This window comes from Jiella pacifica, from assembly GCF_010500815.1.
In the GTDB taxonomy this organism is placed as follows: Bacteria; Pseudomonadota; Alphaproteobacteria; order Rhizobiales; family Rhizobiaceae; genus Jiella; species Jiella pacifica.
Window position 1 is genome coordinate 1 of record NZ_JAAAMG010000045.1, and the last position, 17248, is coordinate 17248.

The 17248-nt window shown below is 64.7% G+C and carries 17 protein-coding genes and 1 pseudogene; 16 read left to right on the forward strand and 2 right to left on the reverse strand.

All coding sequences use genetic code 11. The features are described from left to right. Positions 1-117: pseudogene (locus GTK09_RS26290) on the forward strand (IS481 family transposase); the annotation flags it as partial. A 284-nt stretch (positions 118-401) separates the two neighbouring features. On the opposite strand, the gene GTK09_RS26295 reads toward GTK09_RS26290, so the two are convergent. Next, positions 402-1208 carry an ABC transporter substrate-binding protein gene (locus tag GTK09_RS26295; protein WP_163466366.1) on the reverse strand — a complete coding sequence of 269 codons (807 nt, stop codon included), beginning with the start codon at positions 1206-1208 and terminating at the stop codon, positions 402-404. A 194-nt stretch (positions 1209-1402) separates the two neighbouring features. Between GTK09_RS26295 and GTK09_RS26300 the strand changes: the two genes are divergently transcribed. The 12 genes from GTK09_RS26300 to GTK09_RS26355 all read left to right on the forward strand — a co-directional run bounded on the left by GTK09_RS26300 (position 1403) and on the right by GTK09_RS26355 (position 13700). Continuing rightward, positions 1403-3808: a putative bifunctional diguanylate cyclase/phosphodiesterase gene (locus tag GTK09_RS26300; protein WP_163466367.1), complete on the forward strand. Its 2406-nt coding sequence runs from the start codon at positions 1403-1405 to the stop codon at positions 3806-3808. A 270-nt stretch (positions 3809-4078) separates the two neighbouring features. Beyond that, on the forward strand, positions 4079-5065 hold the full coding sequence (gene trbB / locus GTK09_RS26305; protein WP_163466368.1) for a P-type conjugative transfer ATPase TrbB: 987 nt from the start codon (positions 4079-4081) through the stop codon (positions 5063-5065). After that, positions 5062-5409 carry a TrbC/VirB2 family type IV secretion system protein gene (locus GTK09_RS26310; protein ID WP_163466369.1) on the forward strand — a complete coding sequence of 116 codons (348 nt, stop codon included), beginning with the start codon at positions 5062-5064 and terminating at the stop codon, positions 5407-5409. The genes trbB and GTK09_RS26310 overlap by 4 nt, the downstream gene beginning before the upstream one ends. Continuing rightward, positions 5409-5690, forward strand: coding sequence for a VirB3 family type IV secretion system protein (locus GTK09_RS26315; protein ID WP_163466370.1), 282 nt, complete (start codon positions 5409-5411; stop codon positions 5688-5690). The genes GTK09_RS26310 and GTK09_RS26315 overlap by 1 nt, the downstream gene beginning before the upstream one ends. Positions 5691-5704: 14 nt before the next feature. Then, a complete protein-coding gene (gene trbE / locus GTK09_RS26320; RefSeq protein ID WP_163466371.1) occupies positions 5705-8137 on the forward strand; it encodes a conjugal transfer protein TrbE in 2433 nt (810 codons plus the stop codon). Beyond that, entirely contained in the window at positions 8134-8889 is a 756-nt protein-coding gene (trbJ, locus tag GTK09_RS26325; protein WP_163466372.1) for a P-type conjugative transfer protein TrbJ, read from the forward strand. The genes trbE and trbJ overlap by 4 nt, the downstream gene beginning before the upstream one ends. 1 nt (position 8890) lies before the next feature. Further along, entirely contained in the window at positions 8891-9202 is a 312-nt protein-coding gene (gene trbK-alt, locus GTK09_RS26330; RefSeq protein WP_163466373.1) for a putative entry exclusion protein TrbK-alt, read from the forward strand. 4 nt (positions 9203-9206) lie between these two features. Then, positions 9207-10565 (forward strand): P-type conjugative transfer protein TrbL, encoded by a 1359-nt coding sequence (gene trbL / locus GTK09_RS26335; RefSeq protein WP_163466374.1) that lies wholly within the window; start codon positions 9207-9209, stop codon positions 10563-10565. Further along, on the forward strand, positions 10565-11248 hold the full coding sequence (gene trbF / locus GTK09_RS26340; protein ID WP_163466375.1) for a conjugal transfer protein TrbF: 684 nt from the start codon (positions 10565-10567) through the stop codon (positions 11246-11248). The genes trbL and trbF overlap by 1 nt, the downstream gene beginning before the upstream one ends. Further along, complete coding sequence (trbG, locus tag GTK09_RS26345; protein WP_163466376.1) at positions 11245-12231, forward strand: P-type conjugative transfer protein TrbG; 987 nt, start codon at positions 11245-11247, stop codon at positions 12229-12231. Before trbF ends, trbG begins: the two co-directional genes overlap by 4 nt. Continuing rightward, complete coding sequence (locus GTK09_RS26350) at positions 12231-13382, forward strand: TraB/TrbI/VirB10 family type IV secretion system protein (protein ID WP_163466377.1); 1152 nt, start codon at positions 12231-12233, stop codon at positions 13380-13382. Before trbG ends, GTK09_RS26350 begins: the two co-directional genes overlap by 1 nt. A 54-nt stretch (positions 13383-13436) precedes the next feature. Further along, the gene (locus GTK09_RS26355; RefSeq protein WP_163466378.1) at positions 13437-13700 is read left to right on the forward strand and encodes a DUF2274 domain-containing protein; all 264 of its coding nucleotides are present in this window, start codon (positions 13437-13439) and stop codon (positions 13698-13700) included. A 177-nt stretch (positions 13701-13877) separates the two neighbouring features. Here the strand turns inward: GTK09_RS26355 and GTK09_RS26360 are convergent, their stop codons facing one another. Then, positions 13878-14474 carry a TetR/AcrR family transcriptional regulator gene (locus GTK09_RS26360; protein ID WP_203561221.1) on the reverse strand — a complete coding sequence of 199 codons (597 nt, stop codon included), beginning with the start codon at positions 14472-14474 and terminating at the stop codon, positions 13878-13880. Positions 14475-14810: 336 nt separating this feature from the next. Here GTK09_RS26360 and GTK09_RS26365 point away from each other — a divergent pair, with 336 nt between their 5' ends. The 3 genes from GTK09_RS26365 to GTK09_RS26375 all read left to right on the forward strand — a co-directional run bounded on the left by GTK09_RS26365 (position 14811) and on the right by GTK09_RS26375 (position 17069). Next, entirely contained in the window at positions 14811-15485 is a 675-nt protein-coding gene (locus GTK09_RS26365; RefSeq protein WP_163466380.1) for a response regulator transcription factor, read from the forward strand. Beyond that, entirely contained in the window at positions 15482-16816 is a 1335-nt protein-coding gene (locus GTK09_RS26370) for a sensor histidine kinase (RefSeq protein WP_163466381.1), read from the forward strand. Before GTK09_RS26365 ends, GTK09_RS26370 begins: the two co-directional genes overlap by 4 nt. An 88-nt stretch (positions 16817-16904) precedes the next feature. Beyond that, entirely contained in the window at positions 16905-17069 is a 165-nt protein-coding gene (locus GTK09_RS26375; protein WP_163466382.1) for a hypothetical protein, read from the forward strand. Positions 17070-17248: the final 179 nt, after the last annotated feature.

Genomic DNA, 17248 nt, shown 5'->3' on the forward strand with positions numbered 1-17248 from the left:
GCCGATCTCGACGCCTGGCTCGTCCACTACAACACCGAACGCCCGCACCTCGGCTACCGCAACATGGGCCGTAGGCCAGTCGAAACCGTCATGTCATTCGTCAGTCAAGAAGCTTAAGTGGACAGATCGGCTTCCAGAGCACCTTCTTGGAGAGCTGCCGGTCCGCGGAAACACCAGATCGTAACAATTCCGCGGCACCCTTTGAGCGAGAGCTGCAGGTTAATATCTCAACGAACGAGCGGGATGCTGCCCCGCCGCATTCCACCCGACAAGTGTTTATGGTTCCGCGATCCCGCCACCCGGCAGCCAAAGCCCGAATGTGAACGACTCTCTTTCAGAAAGCTCACGTCAAGAAGCACCTGTTTCGAGAAGCGATATCCGCTTCCTACGTATCGCAGATACTATCGAATGCTGAAAGGAAAGTATTTCGCATTGATGGCATCATAGGTTCCGTCGGCCGTTATCGCGGCCAGGGCGACATTCAGCTTTTCTCGGAGTTCCGTGTCCGTCTTCCGAACGGCAATGCCCGCTCCATCGCCAAAAAACTTGGGGTCTATGATGTCCGGGCCCTTGAACTCGCAGCAGTTACCAGCTCTTGTGTTCGTCAGCCAGTCGTATATAGCGAGCTTGTCTTCGAAAACGACATCAATACTTCCGTCGGCCAGTCCTTTGTAGAGATCCGGCGACGACGGAAAGATCGTGACCTTAGCATCTGGAAAAGTCTGTTCGACATAGGCCGCCTGGACGGTTCCGAGCGCGACGCCGAGAGCAAGACCTCCAAGCGACTTGGACTGGAAGTCGGGCATCTCGGTTTTTTTGCGAACGACGAAGACCGACGGGCTGGTGTAGTAGCTGTCCGTAAAGTCGACGAGCTTCATGCGTTCTTCGCTCTTCGACATTGACGAGACGATCGCGTCGTACCTGTCAGCGTTCAGGTTCGGGATCATGTCCTCCCACCCTTGCATGACGAATTCGCACGAGAGATTGGCCTTGGCGCAGAGCGCTCGAGCGACTTCCACATCAAAGCCCTGGAGCTGGTTTTCCGCGTCGAGGTAGTTGAAGGGTGGGAAACCACCTTCCACCGCAATCCGAGTAATTTTGCCGTCCCGCGCCTGCGCTACCGTTGCAAGTGCCACCGTGCAGACACCGGCTAGAAGCGTCAGCAGAGTTCTCGAAACCGCAAGGGAATGTGCCTGGGCGATGCGCATGGGTTTCCTTTCCATCTGACATCAGGGCGCTTGGCAACAGCCCCCGGTATCCTCGCATTAAAGTGGCATACATTCCTTAAAAGCAGCTGAAACCCGTCTGACGCTTTGACCCGAGCAGAAGCGATTTCTCTTTCATTCTGTAAGCTTTAGTCAACGCATCGACAGGATAGTGGGCCTCTGTCGAGGTGCAGTCTGTGCGTATTAAATATCCTGATCCTATTCTCCGCATTTATCAGGCAGCGAAGTCTTCCAGCGCGGTTCTTCTCCTCATCGGTGGGATTGGCGTCGCGACATTGGGGCTCGTCGTGCTGGCCGGCTTCTGGGCCGGCGCTGAAAGCGACTCCGCTGCCTTCGAACGTCAGCGAGACCTCGTCACGCGACGTCTGAGGGAGCAGGTCGAGCAGGTTGCCAAAGCAATTGACCAGGTCGGTTCGGGCTACATGTCGCTTTTGTCCGCAGACCTGGGGGATCAGCCCCGCCCCGGGGCTAACATCGCGACATCACCGAAAAGTCTCGATCCGGTCTCTGCGGAAGCCATTACCGTGATCGTCACAGCGGTCTTCGGCTACGATCAGGCATTCGTCGTCGATGGCACAGGCCAATTGGCCATGCGGTCGGACGTGGAAACGGAAAAGCGCTTCCGCTGGATAAAGCCGTTGTTGCTACCACTGCTGCAGGATCGCCCTGGCAGGAGAAGAGCGGCGGCTGATCGCGCCAGCGACAGTGTTTCCCGGCAGGATGACCATCGACGTGGTGCCTTTGCCGAACTCATGCGTCTCGAGGGCCGGCCGACGATCGCGGGGGTTGCGCAGATATCCCGTGGTATGGAGCCCGGTGCGGAAGAAAAGGATCCGCCGCTCGGAGAGATGCGATATCTGATCGCGATCCGCTTTCTTGACGGCGAGGTTCTCGACAATCTCAGCCGGGAACAAGGCCTCAACGGAGCACGCTATGCTCGCTCGGCCGACCCCGACGGGAATGAAGTCGCCGTGCAGATCGACGCCGGCGCCACGGGTGATCCAATCGGATTTATCGTTTGGAGCCCGGACCTTCCGGGATCCCGCGTCATCGGTCGCCTGCTGCCGGCTCTCGTCACCGCCGCGCTCATCATTGTGGTCCTGTTCCTGCTGCTGCTCGTCCGGCTCAGGTCAAGTCTCATCGAGCTTAAGAGGAGCGAAGTCAACGCTCGGCATCTAGCCCGCCACGATGTCCTGACCGCTCTTCCAAACCGAGCCTTCTTCTCGGCTTGCCTCGAAGAGCACCTTGCCAAGGCGGAGATTGCCGGGCACCGTTCGGCGATCGCCCTCATCGATCTCGATCGTTTTAAGGCGGTCAACGACAGCTTCGGTCACGCCGCCGGTGACGAGCTCATCCGAAATGCGGCCGAGCGCATGCGGAACGTCATTCGCCCGACAGATATCCTGGCGAGGTTGGGGGGCGATGAATTCGCTCTTCTTCTTCGCAACATCGGCGGTGACGACACCCTTCTCGAAGGTTTGGCGGACGCGCTTCTGGCCGAACTGAAGCGACCCTTCCATCTCCGGTCAGGCGAAGTGGTGGCCCATGTGGGGGGGTCAATCGGCGTGTCACGCCTTCCTGCCTCCGGAGGAAACGCTAGCGAGATCCTGCGTCATGCCGACGCTGCGCTGTACGAGGCCAAGCATCAGGGCCGGGGGCGATCGGTCATATTCCAGCCTGCGATGGAGCACGGGCGCAACACGCGGGAGACGCTTAAAAGTGAATTGCGCGCTTTGCTAGGTGTGCTGCCGGGTGCCGATCGCCGCGACGACGCCGCAGATGATCGCATCGCTGTCAGCCACGAGGAGACCGGAAAACTCGAACTCTATTTCCAGACCATCCACCGTGTGTCGGAAGGCAACAGGGCTTCCGGTGCAGAAGCGCTGGTCCGCTGGCACCATCCCAAGCACGGACTCCTCACCCCAGATCGTTTCATTTCCATCGCAGAAGAGGGCGGGTTGATCGAAGCACTCGGCCGTTGGGTCCTGCTTGAAGCCTGCCAGGCCGCCACAAACTGGCCCTCTGCCACTTTCGTCGCAGTCAATGTTTCGCCCTTGCAGCTGCGCGCCCCTGGATTCCACGAAGAGGTTGGAAGGATTCTCTACGAGACAGGTCTCACACCATCGCGTCTCGAACTTGAAGTAACCGAGTCTGCCTTGATCGCCGATAGTGGCCATGTCACCGCATCATTGGAACGTCTCCGGCAAAGAGGAACCCAGATCTCACTCGATGATTTCGGAACCGGTTACTCGTCTCTCAGCCACCTCATGCAGTTCAGGATCGACAGGATCAAGATCGATCGATCTTTCGTGTCTTTGCTGGGCGCCCGAGCCGAGGGAGCAGCGATCGTATCGGCCATCGTTAGCCTCGGGCGCACCTTAGGCATCTCGACGACGGCCGAAGGGGTTGAGACTGACGCGCAATGTGCCTTCCTGGCTGCCGTCGGATGCACAGATCTTCAAGGCTACCTGTTCTCGAGGCCGATGCCACTCCACGATCTCCAGCGACTGGATGGCTTCTCGGCAATCTCGGAAGACCGCCAGGAAGAGTTGCTGAGGATTATCCCTTCTAAGGCTCTTTAGGCGGTCGACGCAGACGACGCTGCCTTGGCCGGCAGGTCGGTCGCTTCGGACGGCGGAATGTCTGCTTCCAAGACAAGCCTATAGCCAGTGAACGTCCGTAATGGACGCGAAGCTGCCGCTTTGACGGATGCAGGCGACTGCCGATCGCCTGTCTTTCTTCGCCAGACTGCGACGGCTGCCTCTGACTTGTTGAACTCACCCCTTTTCCGGTTCTCTTAATCGTCCCCGATCCGGAGCCGCCGTCGGCGGTCCGCCGGCAAAGGGGACGAGATGGCGGTTTCTTCGCATCAGCACTCGGAGGCGGTCTCACGCGGCGCGCGCATGCTGCGCACGGCGCTGGGGCCGGCGATTGCCGGATACCTGGAGGATCCGGGCGTCGTCGAGGTGATGCTGAACCCCGACGGCCGGCTCTGGATCGACCGGCTTGCCGAAGGCCTCGCCGAATCCGGCGAGAGACTCTCTGCCGCCGACGGCGAGCGGATCATCCGGCTAGTCGCCCATCATGTCGGCGCCGAAGTTCATGCGGGCGCGCCTCGCGTTTCGGCGGAGCTGCCGGAGACCGGCGAGCGGTTCGAGGGCCTGCTGCCACCGGTCGTCGCTGCGCCGGCTTTCGCCATCCGCAAGCCGGCAGTCGCCGTGTTCACGCTGGAGGATTACGTCGCCGCCGGCATCATGGGCGCCGATCAGGCAACGGCGCTGCGCCAGGCTGTCACCGAGCGAAAGAACATCCTCGTCGCTGGTGGCACCTCCACCGGCAAGACGACGCTGACCAACGCGCTGCTCGCCGAAGTCGCCGGCACCGCCGATCGCGTGGTGCTGATCGAGGATACGCGCGAGCTGCAATGCGCCGCGCCGAACCTCGTCGCCTTGCGCACCAAGGACGGTGTCACCTCGCTCTCCGATCTCGTTCGCTCCTCGCTCCGGCTGCGGCCCGACCGGATTCCCATCGGCGAGGTGCGCGGGTCGGAGGCGCTCGATCTGCTCAAGGCGTGGGGCACCGGCCATCCTGGCGGTATCGGCACCATTCATGCCGGCTCCGCCATCGGCGCGCTGCGGCGGCTGGAGCAGCTCATCCAGGAAGCCGTCGTCACCGTCCCGCGGTCGCTGATTGTCGAGACCATCGATCTCGTCGCCGTGCTCTCCGGCCGCGGGGCCTCCCGTCGCCTTGCCGAGCTTTCCCGCGTTGCCGGCCTCGACCGCCATGGCGACTACCGCATCGCGCCCATCGCCCAGCCCCGCACCGGAGACCGTGCATGATCTCGCGCCAACATCGCCTTTGTCGATCTCTTGGTCGGCGCATCACTGTAATAGCCGCGACCATCGGTGCCGCCAATCTTGCCCTGGTCTCGGCCGCCCAAGCAGCGGGCTCGTCGATGCCTTGGGAGGAGCCGCTGGAGCAGATCCTCGAATCCATCGAAGGGCCGGTGGCCAAGATCGTCGCGGTGATCATCATCATCGTCACCGGCCTGTCGCTCGCCTTCGGCGACACCTCGGGCGGCTTCCGCCGGTTGATCCAGATCGTTTTCGGCCTGTCGATCGCCTTTGCGGCATCGAGTTTCTTCCTGTCGTTCTTCTCCTTCGGCGGCGGAGCGCTGGTCTGATGGCCGCGCCCTTCACCTCCGCCGGCGCGGTCGCCGGCTTCAGCGTGGCCGTGCACCGTTCGCTGACCGAGCCAATCCTGCTTGGCGGGGCGCCACGCTCGATCGCCATCCTCAACGGCACGCTCGCCGCCGCCCTCGGGCTCGGCCTGCGCCTCTGGCTGGTCGGGCTGGCGCTGTGGGCCATCGGGCACTTCGCCGCCGTCTGGGCGGCGAGGCGCGATCCGCTCTTTGCCGATGTCGTGCGCCGGCACCTGCGCATTCCCGGCCATTTGGATCTCTGAGGAAGGCGCGCACAATGATGAACCTTGCCGAATACCGCCGCACCGCCACTCGGCTCGCCGACTTCCTGCCCTGGGCGGCGCTGGTCGAGGCCGGTGTCGTCCTCAACAAGGACGGCAGCCTGCAGCGGACCGCCCGGTTTCGTGGGCCCGATCTCGACAGTGCGGTGGAGGCCGAACTGGTAGCGGTTGCCGCCCGCCTCAACAACGCCTTCCGCCGTCTCGGCTCCGGCTGGGCGATCTTCGTCGAAGCCGTCCGGCTGGGCGCGCAGCGCTATCCGGAAAGCACCTTTCCCGATCCAGCCTCGGCGTTGGTCGATGCCGAGCGCAAGGCCGAGTTCGAAGCCGAGGGCGCACACTACGAGTCGAGCACTTTCCTTACCTTCGTCTATCTGCCGCCGGCGGAGACTGCCGCCCGCACCGAGGGCTGGCTCTACGAGGGCAAGACGGGGAAAGGCACCGATGTCCGCGAGGTGCTGCGTGGCTTCATCGACCGCACCGATCGCGTCCTCCAACTCATCGAGAGCTTCATGCCGGAATGCCAATGGCTCGATGACGGCGAAACGCTCTCCTACCTGCACGCCACCATCTCGACCAAGCGCCAGCATGTGCGAGTGCCCGAAGTGCCGATGCATCTCGATGCGCTGCTCGCCGATCAGCCGCTCACCGGTGGGCTTGAGCCGATGCTCGGAACCGCGCATCTGCGCGTTCTCACCATCACCGGCTTTCCGACCGCCACCACGCCCGGCATTCTCGACGAACTGAACCGGCTCGCCTTCGCCTATCGCTGGTCGACCCGCGCCATCCTTCTCGACAAGGTCGATGCCGTGCGTCTGCTGACCAAGATCCGCCGGCAGTGGTTCGCCAAGCGCAAGTCGCTTGCCGCGATCCTCAAGGAGGTGCTGACCAACGAGGCCTCGATGCTGGTCGACACCGATGCCGCCAACAAGGCGGCCGATGCCGACCTCGCTTTGCAGGAACTGGGCGCCGACTATGCCGGCGCCGCCTTCGTCACCGCGACGGTCACCGTCTGGGACGAGGATTCGCGCATCGCCGAGGAGAAGCTGCGGCTGGTGGAGAAGGTCATCCAGGGGCGCGACTTCACCGCCATGCCCGAGACCATCAACGCGGTCGACGCCTGGCTCGGCTCGCTGCCCGGTCATGTCTATGCCAATGTCCGACAGCCGCCGATCTCGACCCTGAATCTGGCCCATATGATCCCGCTCTCGGCGGTCTGGGCGGGACCCGACAAAGACGAACATCTCGGCGCACCGCCGCTGCTCTTCGGCCAGACCGAGGGCTCGACGCCGTTCCGGCTGTCGCTCCATGTCGGCGATGTCGGCCACACGCTGGTGGTCGGCCCGACCGGCGCCGGCAAGAGCGTGCTCCTGGCGCTGATGGCGCTGCAGTTCCGCCGGTATCGGGATGCCCAGGTCTTCGCCTTCGACTTCGGCGGGAGCATTCGTGCAGCGGCGCTGGCGATGGGCGGCGATTGGCATGATCTCGGTGGCGGCCTAACCGAGAGTGCCTCCGTCTCGCTGCAGCCGCTGGCCCGCATTCCCGACACGCCCGAGCGCGCCTGGGCCGCCGACTGGATCGTCGCCATCCTCGCGCGCGAAGGCATCGCCATCACGCCGGAGGTCAAGGAGCATCTCTGGACGGCGCTGACCTCGCTCAGCACAGCGCCAGTGGCCGAGCGGACCATCACTGGCCTCTCCGTGCTCCTGCAGTCGAACGTCCTCAAGCGAGCATTGCAGCCCTACTGCCTCGGCGGCGCCTTTGGCCGGCTGCTCGATGCCGAGGTCGAGCATCTGGGCGAAGCCTCCGTCCAGGCGTTCGAGACCGAGGGGCTGATTGGCACCGGCGCGGCCTCGGCCGTGCTTGCCTATCTCTTCCACCGCATCGAGGATCGGCTCGACGGCTCCCCGACGCTCCTCATCATCGATGAAGGCTGGCTTGCGCTCGATGACGAGGGCTTTGCCGGCCAGATCCGCGAGTGGCTGAAGACACTGCGCAAGAAGAACGCCTCCGTCGTCTTCGCCACCCAGTCGCTCTCCGATATCGACGGCAGCCCGATCGCACCGGCGATCATCGAGAGCTGCCACACCCGCATCCTGTTGCCGAACGAGCGGGCGATCGAGCCGCAGATCGCGGCCAACTATCGCAAGTTCGGCCTCAACAATCGTCAGATCGAGATCCTGGCCCGAGCCACGCCGAAGCGCGCCTACTACTGCCAGAGCCGGTGCGGCAACCGCCTGTTCGAGCTCGGCCTCGGTGAAGTCGCGCTCGCCCTCTGCGCCGCCTCCGCCAAGACCGATCAGACCGAGATCGAGGATGTCCTCGCACAATACGGCCCGGACGGCTTCCTTGCCGCCTGGCTGAGGCGCCGCGGCCTGGCCTGGGCCGCGGATCTCATTCCCGACCTTGCCAATCTGGAGACGCCGTCATGATCCCTCGTGCTTTGCGTGGTCAGTTGTTGGCTGCGGCGCTCATCGCTCCCGTTACTCTATCCCCCGTGATCGTCGCACCGGCCTCGGCCGCCTGGCTCGTCTTCGACCCAACGAATTATGCGCAGAACGTGCTGCAGGCGGCCCGGGCGCTGGAGCAGATCAACAACCAGATCACCTCGCTCCAGAACGAGGCGCAGATGCTGATCAACCAAGCCCACAATCTAGCGAGCTTACCATACTCCTCGCTACAGCAGCTGCAGCAGTCCGTCCAACGCACGCAACAACTCCTGGATCAGGCCCAGAGGATCGCCTTCGACGTCGGCGAGATCGACCAGGCCTTCTCCTCCACCTATGGCGCGGCCTCGACCTCGGCTTCCGATCAGGATCTGATCGCGGCCGCCAAGACCCGCTGGCAGGACACCGTGGCGGGGCTCCAGGACGCCATGCGCGTCCAGGCCGGCGTCGTCGGCAATCTCGACACCAACCGAACCGAGATGTCGGCGCTCGTCGGTGAGAGCCAGGGCGCGACCGGCGCCTTGCAGGCGACCCAGGCCGGCAATCAGCTCCTGGCGCTGCAGGCGCAGCAACTCGCCGATCTCGTCGCGGTCGTTGCTGCGGACGGGCGGGCCCGTGCTCTGCAATCGGCCGAACAGGCAGCCGCCGCCGATCAGGGTCGCGAGCAGCGCCGACGGTTCCTGACGCCAGGCACGGGCTATGAGCCCGGCAACGCTCAGATGTTCTACGGCGATTGAGATGCAGGCGAAGCACTTTGCCCGGCTTGCCGCCGGCGCCTTCGTGGCGGCCGCTCTGGCCGTGGCGGCGCTGGGAGGGGTCGGAAGGGAAGAGAAGCCAGCGTCAGAGGCATCGGTGCCGAGCTCGGCCGCCCCGGCCGATCCATTGCGGGCCGAGCTAGTCCGCTGCACCAGGATCGGCGAAGCCGCCATTCACGATGCTGCCTGTCTCGAGACCTGGGCGGAGAACCGCCGCCGCTTTCTGTCGGCGAACGGTGACTGGATCCGCGACCGCCTGCCGGTCTCGCCGCAGATGAACCCGGAGGCCCGCTAGCACCATGCAGGGCACCGGCGTCATCGACCACTTCCTTGAGGTCTTCACCCGCTATATCGACAGCGGCTTCGGCCTGCTCGGCGGCGAGGTCGCCTTCATCGCCACCACCCTGATCGTCATCGACGTGACGCTCGCTGCTCTCTTCTGGTCCTGGGGCGCCGACGACGACATCATCGCAAGGCTGGTCCGCAAGACCCTCTTCGTCGGCGTCTTCGCCTGGCTCATCTCAAACTGGAACAGCCTCTCAAGGATCATCTTCGAGAGCTTCGCCGGCCTCGGCCTGAAGGCCTCCGGCACTGGCTTCACTGCCGCCGATCTGCTGCGTCCCGGCAAGGTGGCGCAGACGGGATTGGATGCCGGGCGGCCACTGCTCGACTCGATCTCCGGCCTGATGGGCTATTGGTCGTTCTTCGAGAACTTCATCCAGATCGCCTGCATGTTCCTCGCCTGGGCACTGGTGCTCTTCGCCTTCTTCATCCTCGCCGTCCAGCTCTTCGTTACCCTGATCGAGTTCAAGCTGACGACATTAGCAGGCTTCGTCCTGATCCCCTTCGGACTCTTCGGCAAGTCCGCCTTTATGGCGGAGCGGGTGCTCGGCAACGTCATCTCGTCGGGCATCAAGGTGCTGGTGCTCGCCGTCATCATCGGCATCGGCTCGACGCTGTTCTCCGAGTTCACCGCCGGCTTTGGCGACGTCAATCCGACGATCGATCAGGCGATGGCGATCGTGCTGGCGGCGCTGTCGCTGCTCGGCCTTGGCATCTTCGGTCCCGGCATTGCCAACGGGCTTGTCTCGGGCGGACCGCAGCTCGGCGCGGGTGCCGCCATCGGCACCGGCCTTGCCGCCGGTGGCGCCGTGGTGGCGGGCGGAGCCGCTTTGGGGGCTACCGTCTCGGGCGCCGGCACCATGATCGGCGGAACCGCAGCCGCGGCCAGAGGTGGCGCGGGACTCGCGGGAGGCGCCTCCACAGCTTATCGGCTTGGCGCAGGCGAACAGTCTGGCGCGGCCGGGATCGCCTCCGGTGTTGCGGGCGTTGGCCGCGCCGCCGGACAGGCTGCAAGTTCGCCGCTGCGGCGCACGGCATTCACCGCCGCAGGCAGCATGCGCTCCAGCTTTGCCGAAGGCGGCCGCGCAGTCGTTGAGGTAAGCGGCGGCGCGATGGCAGGAGGCAGTGCCGTCAGCCAAGGCACCGAGACCGGTCATTCACCCGCCGCCGCCGACAGCGGTCCACCCGCCTGGGCAAAGCGCATGAAGCGGTCTCAGGCGATGAGCCATGGCGTCAGCCTGACCGCCCATTCCGTGCTCGCCGGGGACAGCCACGGTACCGGCTCCTCCATCGATCTTTCCGAAGAGAAGCGCTGATGTTCAAGCGACCGGCCACCCACTACGGCAAGACGCCAGAGCCCGAAACGCCCTACCAGAAGGCGGCCCAGGTCTGGGACGAGCGCATCGGCTCCGCCCGTGTGCAGGCCAGGAACTGGCGGCTGATGGCCTTCGGCTGCCTGTTTCTCACTGCCGGTTTTGCCTCGGCCCTCGTCTGGCAGTCGGCGCGCGGCACGGTGGTGCCCTGGGTGGTCGAAGTCGACAAGCACGGGGAGGCGCAGGCCATCGGCCCCGCCACCGCCGACTACCGCCCGACGGATCCGCAGATCGCCTTCCACCTGGCGCGGTTCACCGAGAACGTCCGCTCCATTCCCGCCGATCCGGTCGTGCTGCGCCAGAACTGGCTGAGGGCCTACGACTTCACCGCGACCAGCGGCGCCCAGGCCCTCAACGACTACGCCCGCGCCAACGATCCCTTCGCCAAGGTCGGCAAGGAGCAGGTCGCCGTCGACGTCTCCAGCGTCATCCGCGCCTCGCCCGACAGCTTCCGGATTGCCTGGAGCGAGCGGCACTACCAGGACGGCGCACTCGCCGAGACCTCGCGCTGGACCGCCATCGTCACCGTCATCACCCGCCCGCCGCACGATGCCGGGCGTCTGCGCAAGAACCCGCTCGGCATCTTCGTCACCGCCATCAACTGGTCGAAGGAACTCGGACAATGAGGAGCGCCAATTTCCGGCGTATATGGAGCAATCGGACCATCTGTGTGGCGCTGCTGCTATCCGCTTCCGCACTGGCCGGCTGCGCCACAGCGCAGAGGCCACCGGCGATCGCCTATGATGACGACGCGCCGCCGCTGCCGCCGGCACCGGCTGTTGCCGAGGACAAGGCACCGAGGCCGCTGCATGTGCCGCCGGGTTGGACACCAAGTCACGGTGGCGCCAGCGACGCCAAGAACCCGGCGGCGCGGGTGGAACTGGCCAATGCCGCCGCGCGTGTCGAGCCGCGCCGTGGCGGCTATTACAATGCCATCCAGATCTATCCCTACAGCGAGGGTGCCCTTTATCAGGTCTACGCCGCACCGGGCGAGATCACCGATATTGCGCTCGAGCCCGGAGAGTCGCTCCGCGGCTCCGGACCGATCGCCGCCGGCGACACGGTCCGCTGGATCATCGGTGACACGACAAGCGGCAGCGGCGAGACCGCGCAGACCCATGTGCTGGTGAAGCCGACGCGACCGGACATTACAACCAACCTCGTCATCAACACCGACCGGCGCACCTACCTGATCGAGCTCGCCTCGCGCGAGAAGCCTTACATGCCCGCCGTCGCCTGGGCCTATCCGCGCTCAGCCGCAAAGCAGCAGGCGTCAGCACCAGCGACTCCAATCCTGCCGACGATGGCGATGCGGCGCTATCGCTACGCGCTGTCGGGCGACACGCCGCCGTGGCGCCCTGCCACGGTCTATGACGACGGACGGCGCGTCTATGTCGAGTTCCCGCGCGGCATAGTCCAGGGCGAGATGCCGCCGCTCTTCGTCATCGGCCCCGACGGCGATCCGCAGCTCGCCAACACCCGCGTCTTCGGCAAGCTCCTCATCGTCGACCGCCTCTTCGGCGCGGCCGAGCTGCGCCTCGGCGGCAAGCACCAGCAGAAGGTCCGGATCCTGCGGGTCCATGGGACAAGAAGCGGAGATCGCGTCTGATGAGCGATCCGGCCGACCACCCCGCCGCGAACGACAGGGAGAACTCGGCGCAGGCGTTTCGCCTGCGTCCGGCCCCGCCGCCCGTGACGCGCCTGTCGCGCAAGGTTCTGACCACCCTCGGCCTCGGTGGTGGCCTCCTCATCGGCGGCGCGCTCGTTTACGCCCTGCAGGGGCAGCACCGTTCAAACGCGCCGTCCGAACTGCTGACGACCGATCACCAGCCGACGCCGGACGGACTGCGCAGCCTTCCGTCGGATTATGCGCAGGTGCCCCGGCTCGGGCCGCCGTTGCCCGGCGATCTCGGCCGCCCGATCGTGCGCGCCCGCGACGAAGGCAGGCCCGTGCCGGCACCTAGCGTCCCCGGCGCCGGTCGCGAGGAGCAACGGCGCCTGCAGGAACAGGAGGCCGCGCTGACCAGCCGCCTGTTCGTCGCGCAGCAGGCGGGGCATGACATGATGAATGCAGAGCAAGGCGCTGCATCTGCGGCGCAAGGCACCGGTTTGCCACTTACCCAGGACCGGCAGTTCGCCTTCATCAACGCATCGGCCGATCATCGCACCATCTCGGCCGAACGTCTGGCCTCGCCCGCGAGCCCCTTCATCCTTCAGGCCGGCGCGGTCATTCCCGCTGCGCTCGTCACCGGTATCCGTTCCGATCTGCCCGGCCAGATCACCGCCCAGGTGACGGAGAACGTCTTCGACAGCCCGACTGGCCGTTTCCTGCTCATCCCCCAGGGAACGCGCCTGATCGGCACCTACGACCACGGCGTCGCATTCGGCCAACGGCGCATCCTGCTGGTCTGGAACCGCTTGATCCTGCCGGACGGCAAGTCCATCGTTCTCGAACGCCTGCCGGGCGCCGACACTCAAGGGTATGCCGGTCTGGAAGATGGCGTGGACCATCATTGGTGGGATCTCGCCAAGGCCGCCGGCCTCTCGACCCTCCTCGGCGTCGGCGCGGAACTGTCGACCGACAATGACGATCGTCTCGTCCAGGCCATCCAGAAGGGCGCTCAGGACACCCTTAATGACGCCGGCCAGCAAATCATCCGCCGCGAGCTCGACGTTGCGCCCACGCTCACCATCCGGCCCGGCTTTCCCGTCCGCATCATCGTCACCCGCGATCTCGTGCTTGAGCCCTACGGGAGCTGATCCGGCATTCCGGAAGCCGCTTAGCTGCCGGTCGCACATCGGAAGGACATGCCCATGGTCAAGCTGAAGCTCGGTCCGCTCTCCGACGAAAAGCCGATCAAGATCACGCTGGAGCTTCCTGCCAGCCTGCATCGAGATCTCGCCCTCTACGCCGAGATCCTTGGCCGCGTGACCGGCCAGCCCGCCGCCGATCCCGTCCGCCTGATCGTGCCCATGCTCCAGCGCTTCATCGCGACCGATCGCGGCTTTGCGAAGACCCGGAACGAAGCCTCGGCTCAGCGCGGAGCGGCAGCCGATAGCGAGGCAGAACGTCGCTGAGAGCCCGCAGGGACAAACTTTCCGAGCCAAGTTCCACCGATAGCAGCCGCTTCATGCGCATCGGTTCAGAGGACGACGAGGTGCCGTTCATCTCCCACCGGCAATCCGCATGCCCATGTACGGCCGCCGGAAGGAGAGGATAGGCTCCGCATCTCACCGATATTTCCCGGTCGATGGCTATCGTGCCGCGATGTGGCTCCGCTCGCTCCGAACAAGCGGCAGGAATATTGTGTCCACCCAATCCTGTCGCAGCGCTTGAGGCGGCGGCTTAAAGTGCATGACAACATGATAGCGGAAGAGGTCGCCCAGCAGGGAAGCGACGGGAGGCGTCAGCTTGTCCGGATCGACTTGCCGGCGCCCGACGGCCCGATCCAGAATCAGCGAAAGCGAGCGCGTCTCCCCGCGGGCAAGCGCCTCATGCAAGTCCTTCGGCGCCGACGAACCTTCCGAGAAATACTCGCTGTGGAACAGCGTAAAGGCGGCTGCAATTCCGGAGGCGCGCGCGGACGCCCGCTCGAGATAGTCGATGAGTTCGGTCCGCACGTTGCCGCTGTCGGGCACGTCCAGCGGATGCTTTGCCATCTGGTGCCGGATGGTTGCGACGGCGAGCTCTGCCTTGCCCTCCCAACGGCGCGCCAACACCGGCCGACTGGTCCCGGCTCGCTTGGCGACACCGTCCATCGTCAGTCCGGCATAGCCATGATCGGCCAGTTCGAGCCACGCCGCACCCAGAATAGCTCTTTCGAGGTCGCGGCCCCGACGTCGTTCGGTCACCTGATCTCTTCCCCTGCATAAGATGCATTGCCGCATCTTGACTCCGCGATGCCGTCGTCGCTATCTGGATGCGATCTTGCATCTTAAAGCGTGAGTGCGGTCGTGGCAACGACCGGGCGCCTCTGCGTCTCTCGAAACGCCGAGACGTGCGTCGAGACCGATGGGGACCAGAGGGGGGCTGCCGTTCGTGCCCAACCTCGAACCGCGACGATACGTGGATCGATGGTGCCGCCGCACCACATGGCAACTGGGAGAGCACCACCCGCAGATCGATCTTCCTCGTAATGCTGCCGCAACCCGGCTGCGGGAAGAGCAGACGAAACGGTGAGGTGGACAATGAGGCTTCTCCTGGTCGAAGACGAGAAGGAACTGGCGGCAGCCCTGTCGGCCGCCCTCGAGAAGCATGGGATCGTCACCGATCACACAATGCGCCTCGACGAGGCCGTCGAGCTGACGCGGCAGAGTTCCTACGACGCCATCCTCCTGGACCGCCGACTTCCCGACGGCGACGGGTTGACCTTCACTCCGCAGTTGAGACGGTCCGGCCTCGACACGCCGATCATCGTCCTGACGGCAAGGAACGAGCCATCGGAGCGGATCAAGGGGCTCGACCTCGGCGCCGACGATTACCTCGGCAAGCCGTTCCTCGTCGAAGAGTTGATGGCGCGGGTCCGGGCCGTCCTTCGAAGGCCCGCCAACCTCGCGCAACCCACCATTACGGCCGGCCGCCTGACGGTCGATCCGCTGCATCTGACCGTGACGCTCGACGCGGTCCCGCTCGATCTTCCCCGGCGCGAGCTGCTCGTCCTCGTGGCCTTGGCGAAGCGGAAGGACAGGACCGTCGTTCGCTCGTCCCTGGAGGCGGCGGTCTACAATTACGAGGAAGACATCCAGTCGAACGCGCTCGACGCCCATATCTCTCGCCTGCGCAAGAGGCTGCTGGAAGCCGAGGCCGGCGTTGCCGTCCACAACATCAGGGGCGTCGGATATCTTCTCAAGGAAGATGGATGACCTCGCCTCCTTCCAATCCATCGCTTTGGTGGCGGCTGAGCTGGCAATTGGGCCTCGTCATCATCGCCGTGATTGGCGGCGTCATCGTCGGGCTCAGCGTCTACGCGACGATGGTTCTCTCCCCGAATGTTGCCGCCGAGCGCGAAATCACGGCCGCGGTGGCAGCGGCGATCGCCCGCGACGATCAAGGCCGTCTCGTCCTGCGGGAAACGCCGCAGCTCAAGGCACTGAAGGAGCGCAACAGGCAATTGTGGACCGTGGCCGCGACGACCGATGGCGCCTCGGTCTCGTTCGGCGCCATCCCGGCTCCCTTCGCCGGGCTCGCGCCGCTCGTGCACCTGTTCGAATCGGCCGACATCCGTGGCGCCGCCGGCACCGACGAGATCGCCTCGGTGGAGAACGTCGACACGGACCTGGGGGAGGTCCGCGTCCTCTTCGGCGGGTTCGCCGACAAGGGCTGGCCCGTGCTCGCCATCCTCGCCGAAAGCTACCCCATCTATGGGTCCTTGATCGCCATCGCCCTGCCGGCCATCTTTCTCACCGTTCCACGAATCGTCCGGCGCGCGCTTGCCAAGGTCAGCGACGTCGCTCGCAAGGCGTCGCAGATCGCGCCGCGCGTGCACGGCGCGCGGCTTCCGGTGAGCGGCATTCCCAAGGAGGTCGCGCCTCTCGTAACCGCCTTCAACGGCACGCTGGGGCGGCTCGAAGCCGAGTTCGAGACGCGCGAGCGCTTTCTGATCGATGCTGCCCATGAGCTGCGAACGCCCATCGCCATCATGCAGACGCGGGTCGACGGAATGTCGGACGGTCCGGAGAGAACGCGCCTTCTTAGCGACGTCGCACGCCTGGCCAGCATGGCCGAACAACTTCTCGATTTCGAACACAGCGACCAAACGATCGACGTCGGTCAGAGCGTCGACATCGTCGCCGTTGCACGCGAGGTCGTCGCCGATCTGGCGCCTTTCGCCATCGCCGCAGGCTACGAGATTTCCTTCGAGAGCGAAGCCGAACGCGTCGCCCGCAAGGGCGATCCGACCGCGCTTCGCAGGGCCGTCAGCAATCTCGTTCGGAATGCGATCGACCACGGCGGCCAGCGAGGCATGATCACGGTCTCGGCTTCTGCCGGCGCGGCGATCGAAGTCGCCGATCAGGGGCCGGGCATCGCGGTGGAACATCGGGCGTTGGTCTTCGAGCCGTTCTACCGCGTCAAGCCAAAGAGCGAGGGGGCGGGCCTGGGGCTGAGCCTCGTGAAGAAGATCGTCGAAAGGCACGGCGGACAGGTGATCATCAGAAGCAATGCGACCGGGATGCGGATCGCGATTCAGCTTTGAGCCGACTGCGTGCAAACGACGCGGCATTTGTCGCCAAGGCAGCCCTCGCAGCCAAGGAGAGACGGTTTCTCCCGATCTCAGGCGGGCTGTGCCGCTCACAACCGACGAGGAGATGTACAAATGGCGTCATCTGACCGAGAATTTCTTCCGCAAGATCAAGGGATTCAAGCAGATCTCGATGCGTGCCGACAGAACCGATACGAGCTTCACCTCTTTCATCTACATCACCGCCGCCGTCAGCCAATCACGCTGAACCTCAACAGGCCCAAATGCGATGATATCAAGAGCGGCATTCTAAACCTTATGTGTCCTCTTAATCTTCTTTCCATGCTATTTTTGGGAAGGAGGACCGAACCATGGGACCGTCACCATCAAGGAAGTCCGCAGGGCCGCGTGATGCGGCCACCAAGGTTGCGCATCATCGCCTGAGTG

Excerpts from the sequence above, each read along its gene's own strand:
- GTK09_RS26295 (WP_163466366.1), bottom strand. The coding sequence starts at position 1,208 with ATGCGCATCGCCCAGGCACATTCCCTTGCGGTTTCGAGAACTCTGCTG.
- trbB (WP_163466368.1), top strand. The coding sequence starts at position 4,079 with ATGGCGGTTTCTTCGCATCAGCACTCGGAGGCGGTCTCACGCGGCGCG.
- GTK09_RS26310 (WP_163466369.1), top strand. The coding sequence starts at position 5,062 with ATGATCTCGCGCCAACATCGCCTTTGTCGATCTCTTGGTCGGCGCATC.
- GTK09_RS26315 (WP_163466370.1), top strand. The coding sequence starts at position 5,409 with ATGGCCGCGCCCTTCACCTCCGCCGGCGCGGTCGCCGGCTTCAGCGTG.
- trbE (WP_163466371.1), top strand. The coding sequence starts at position 5,705 with ATGATGAACCTTGCCGAATACCGCCGCACCGCCACTCGGCTCGCCGAC.
- trbJ (WP_163466372.1), top strand. The coding sequence starts at position 8,134 with ATGATCCCTCGTGCTTTGCGTGGTCAGTTGTTGGCTGCGGCGCTCATC.
- trbK-alt (WP_163466373.1), top strand. The coding sequence starts at position 8,891 with ATGCAGGCGAAGCACTTTGCCCGGCTTGCCGCCGGCGCCTTCGTGGCG.
- trbL (WP_163466374.1), top strand. The coding sequence starts at position 9,207 with ATGCAGGGCACCGGCGTCATCGACCACTTCCTTGAGGTCTTCACCCGC.
- trbF (WP_163466375.1), top strand. The coding sequence starts at position 10,565 with ATGTTCAAGCGACCGGCCACCCACTACGGCAAGACGCCAGAGCCCGAA.
- trbG (WP_163466376.1), top strand. The coding sequence starts at position 11,245 with ATGAGGAGCGCCAATTTCCGGCGTATATGGAGCAATCGGACCATCTGT.
- GTK09_RS26350 (WP_163466377.1), top strand. The coding sequence starts at position 12,231 with ATGAGCGATCCGGCCGACCACCCCGCCGCGAACGACAGGGAGAACTCG.
- GTK09_RS26355 (WP_163466378.1), top strand. The coding sequence starts at position 13,437 with ATGGTCAAGCTGAAGCTCGGTCCGCTCTCCGACGAAAAGCCGATCAAG.
- GTK09_RS26365 (WP_163466380.1), top strand. The coding sequence starts at position 14,811 with ATGAGGCTTCTCCTGGTCGAAGACGAGAAGGAACTGGCGGCAGCCCTG.
- GTK09_RS26370 (WP_163466381.1), top strand. The coding sequence starts at position 15,482 with ATGACCTCGCCTCCTTCCAATCCATCGCTTTGGTGGCGGCTGAGCTGG.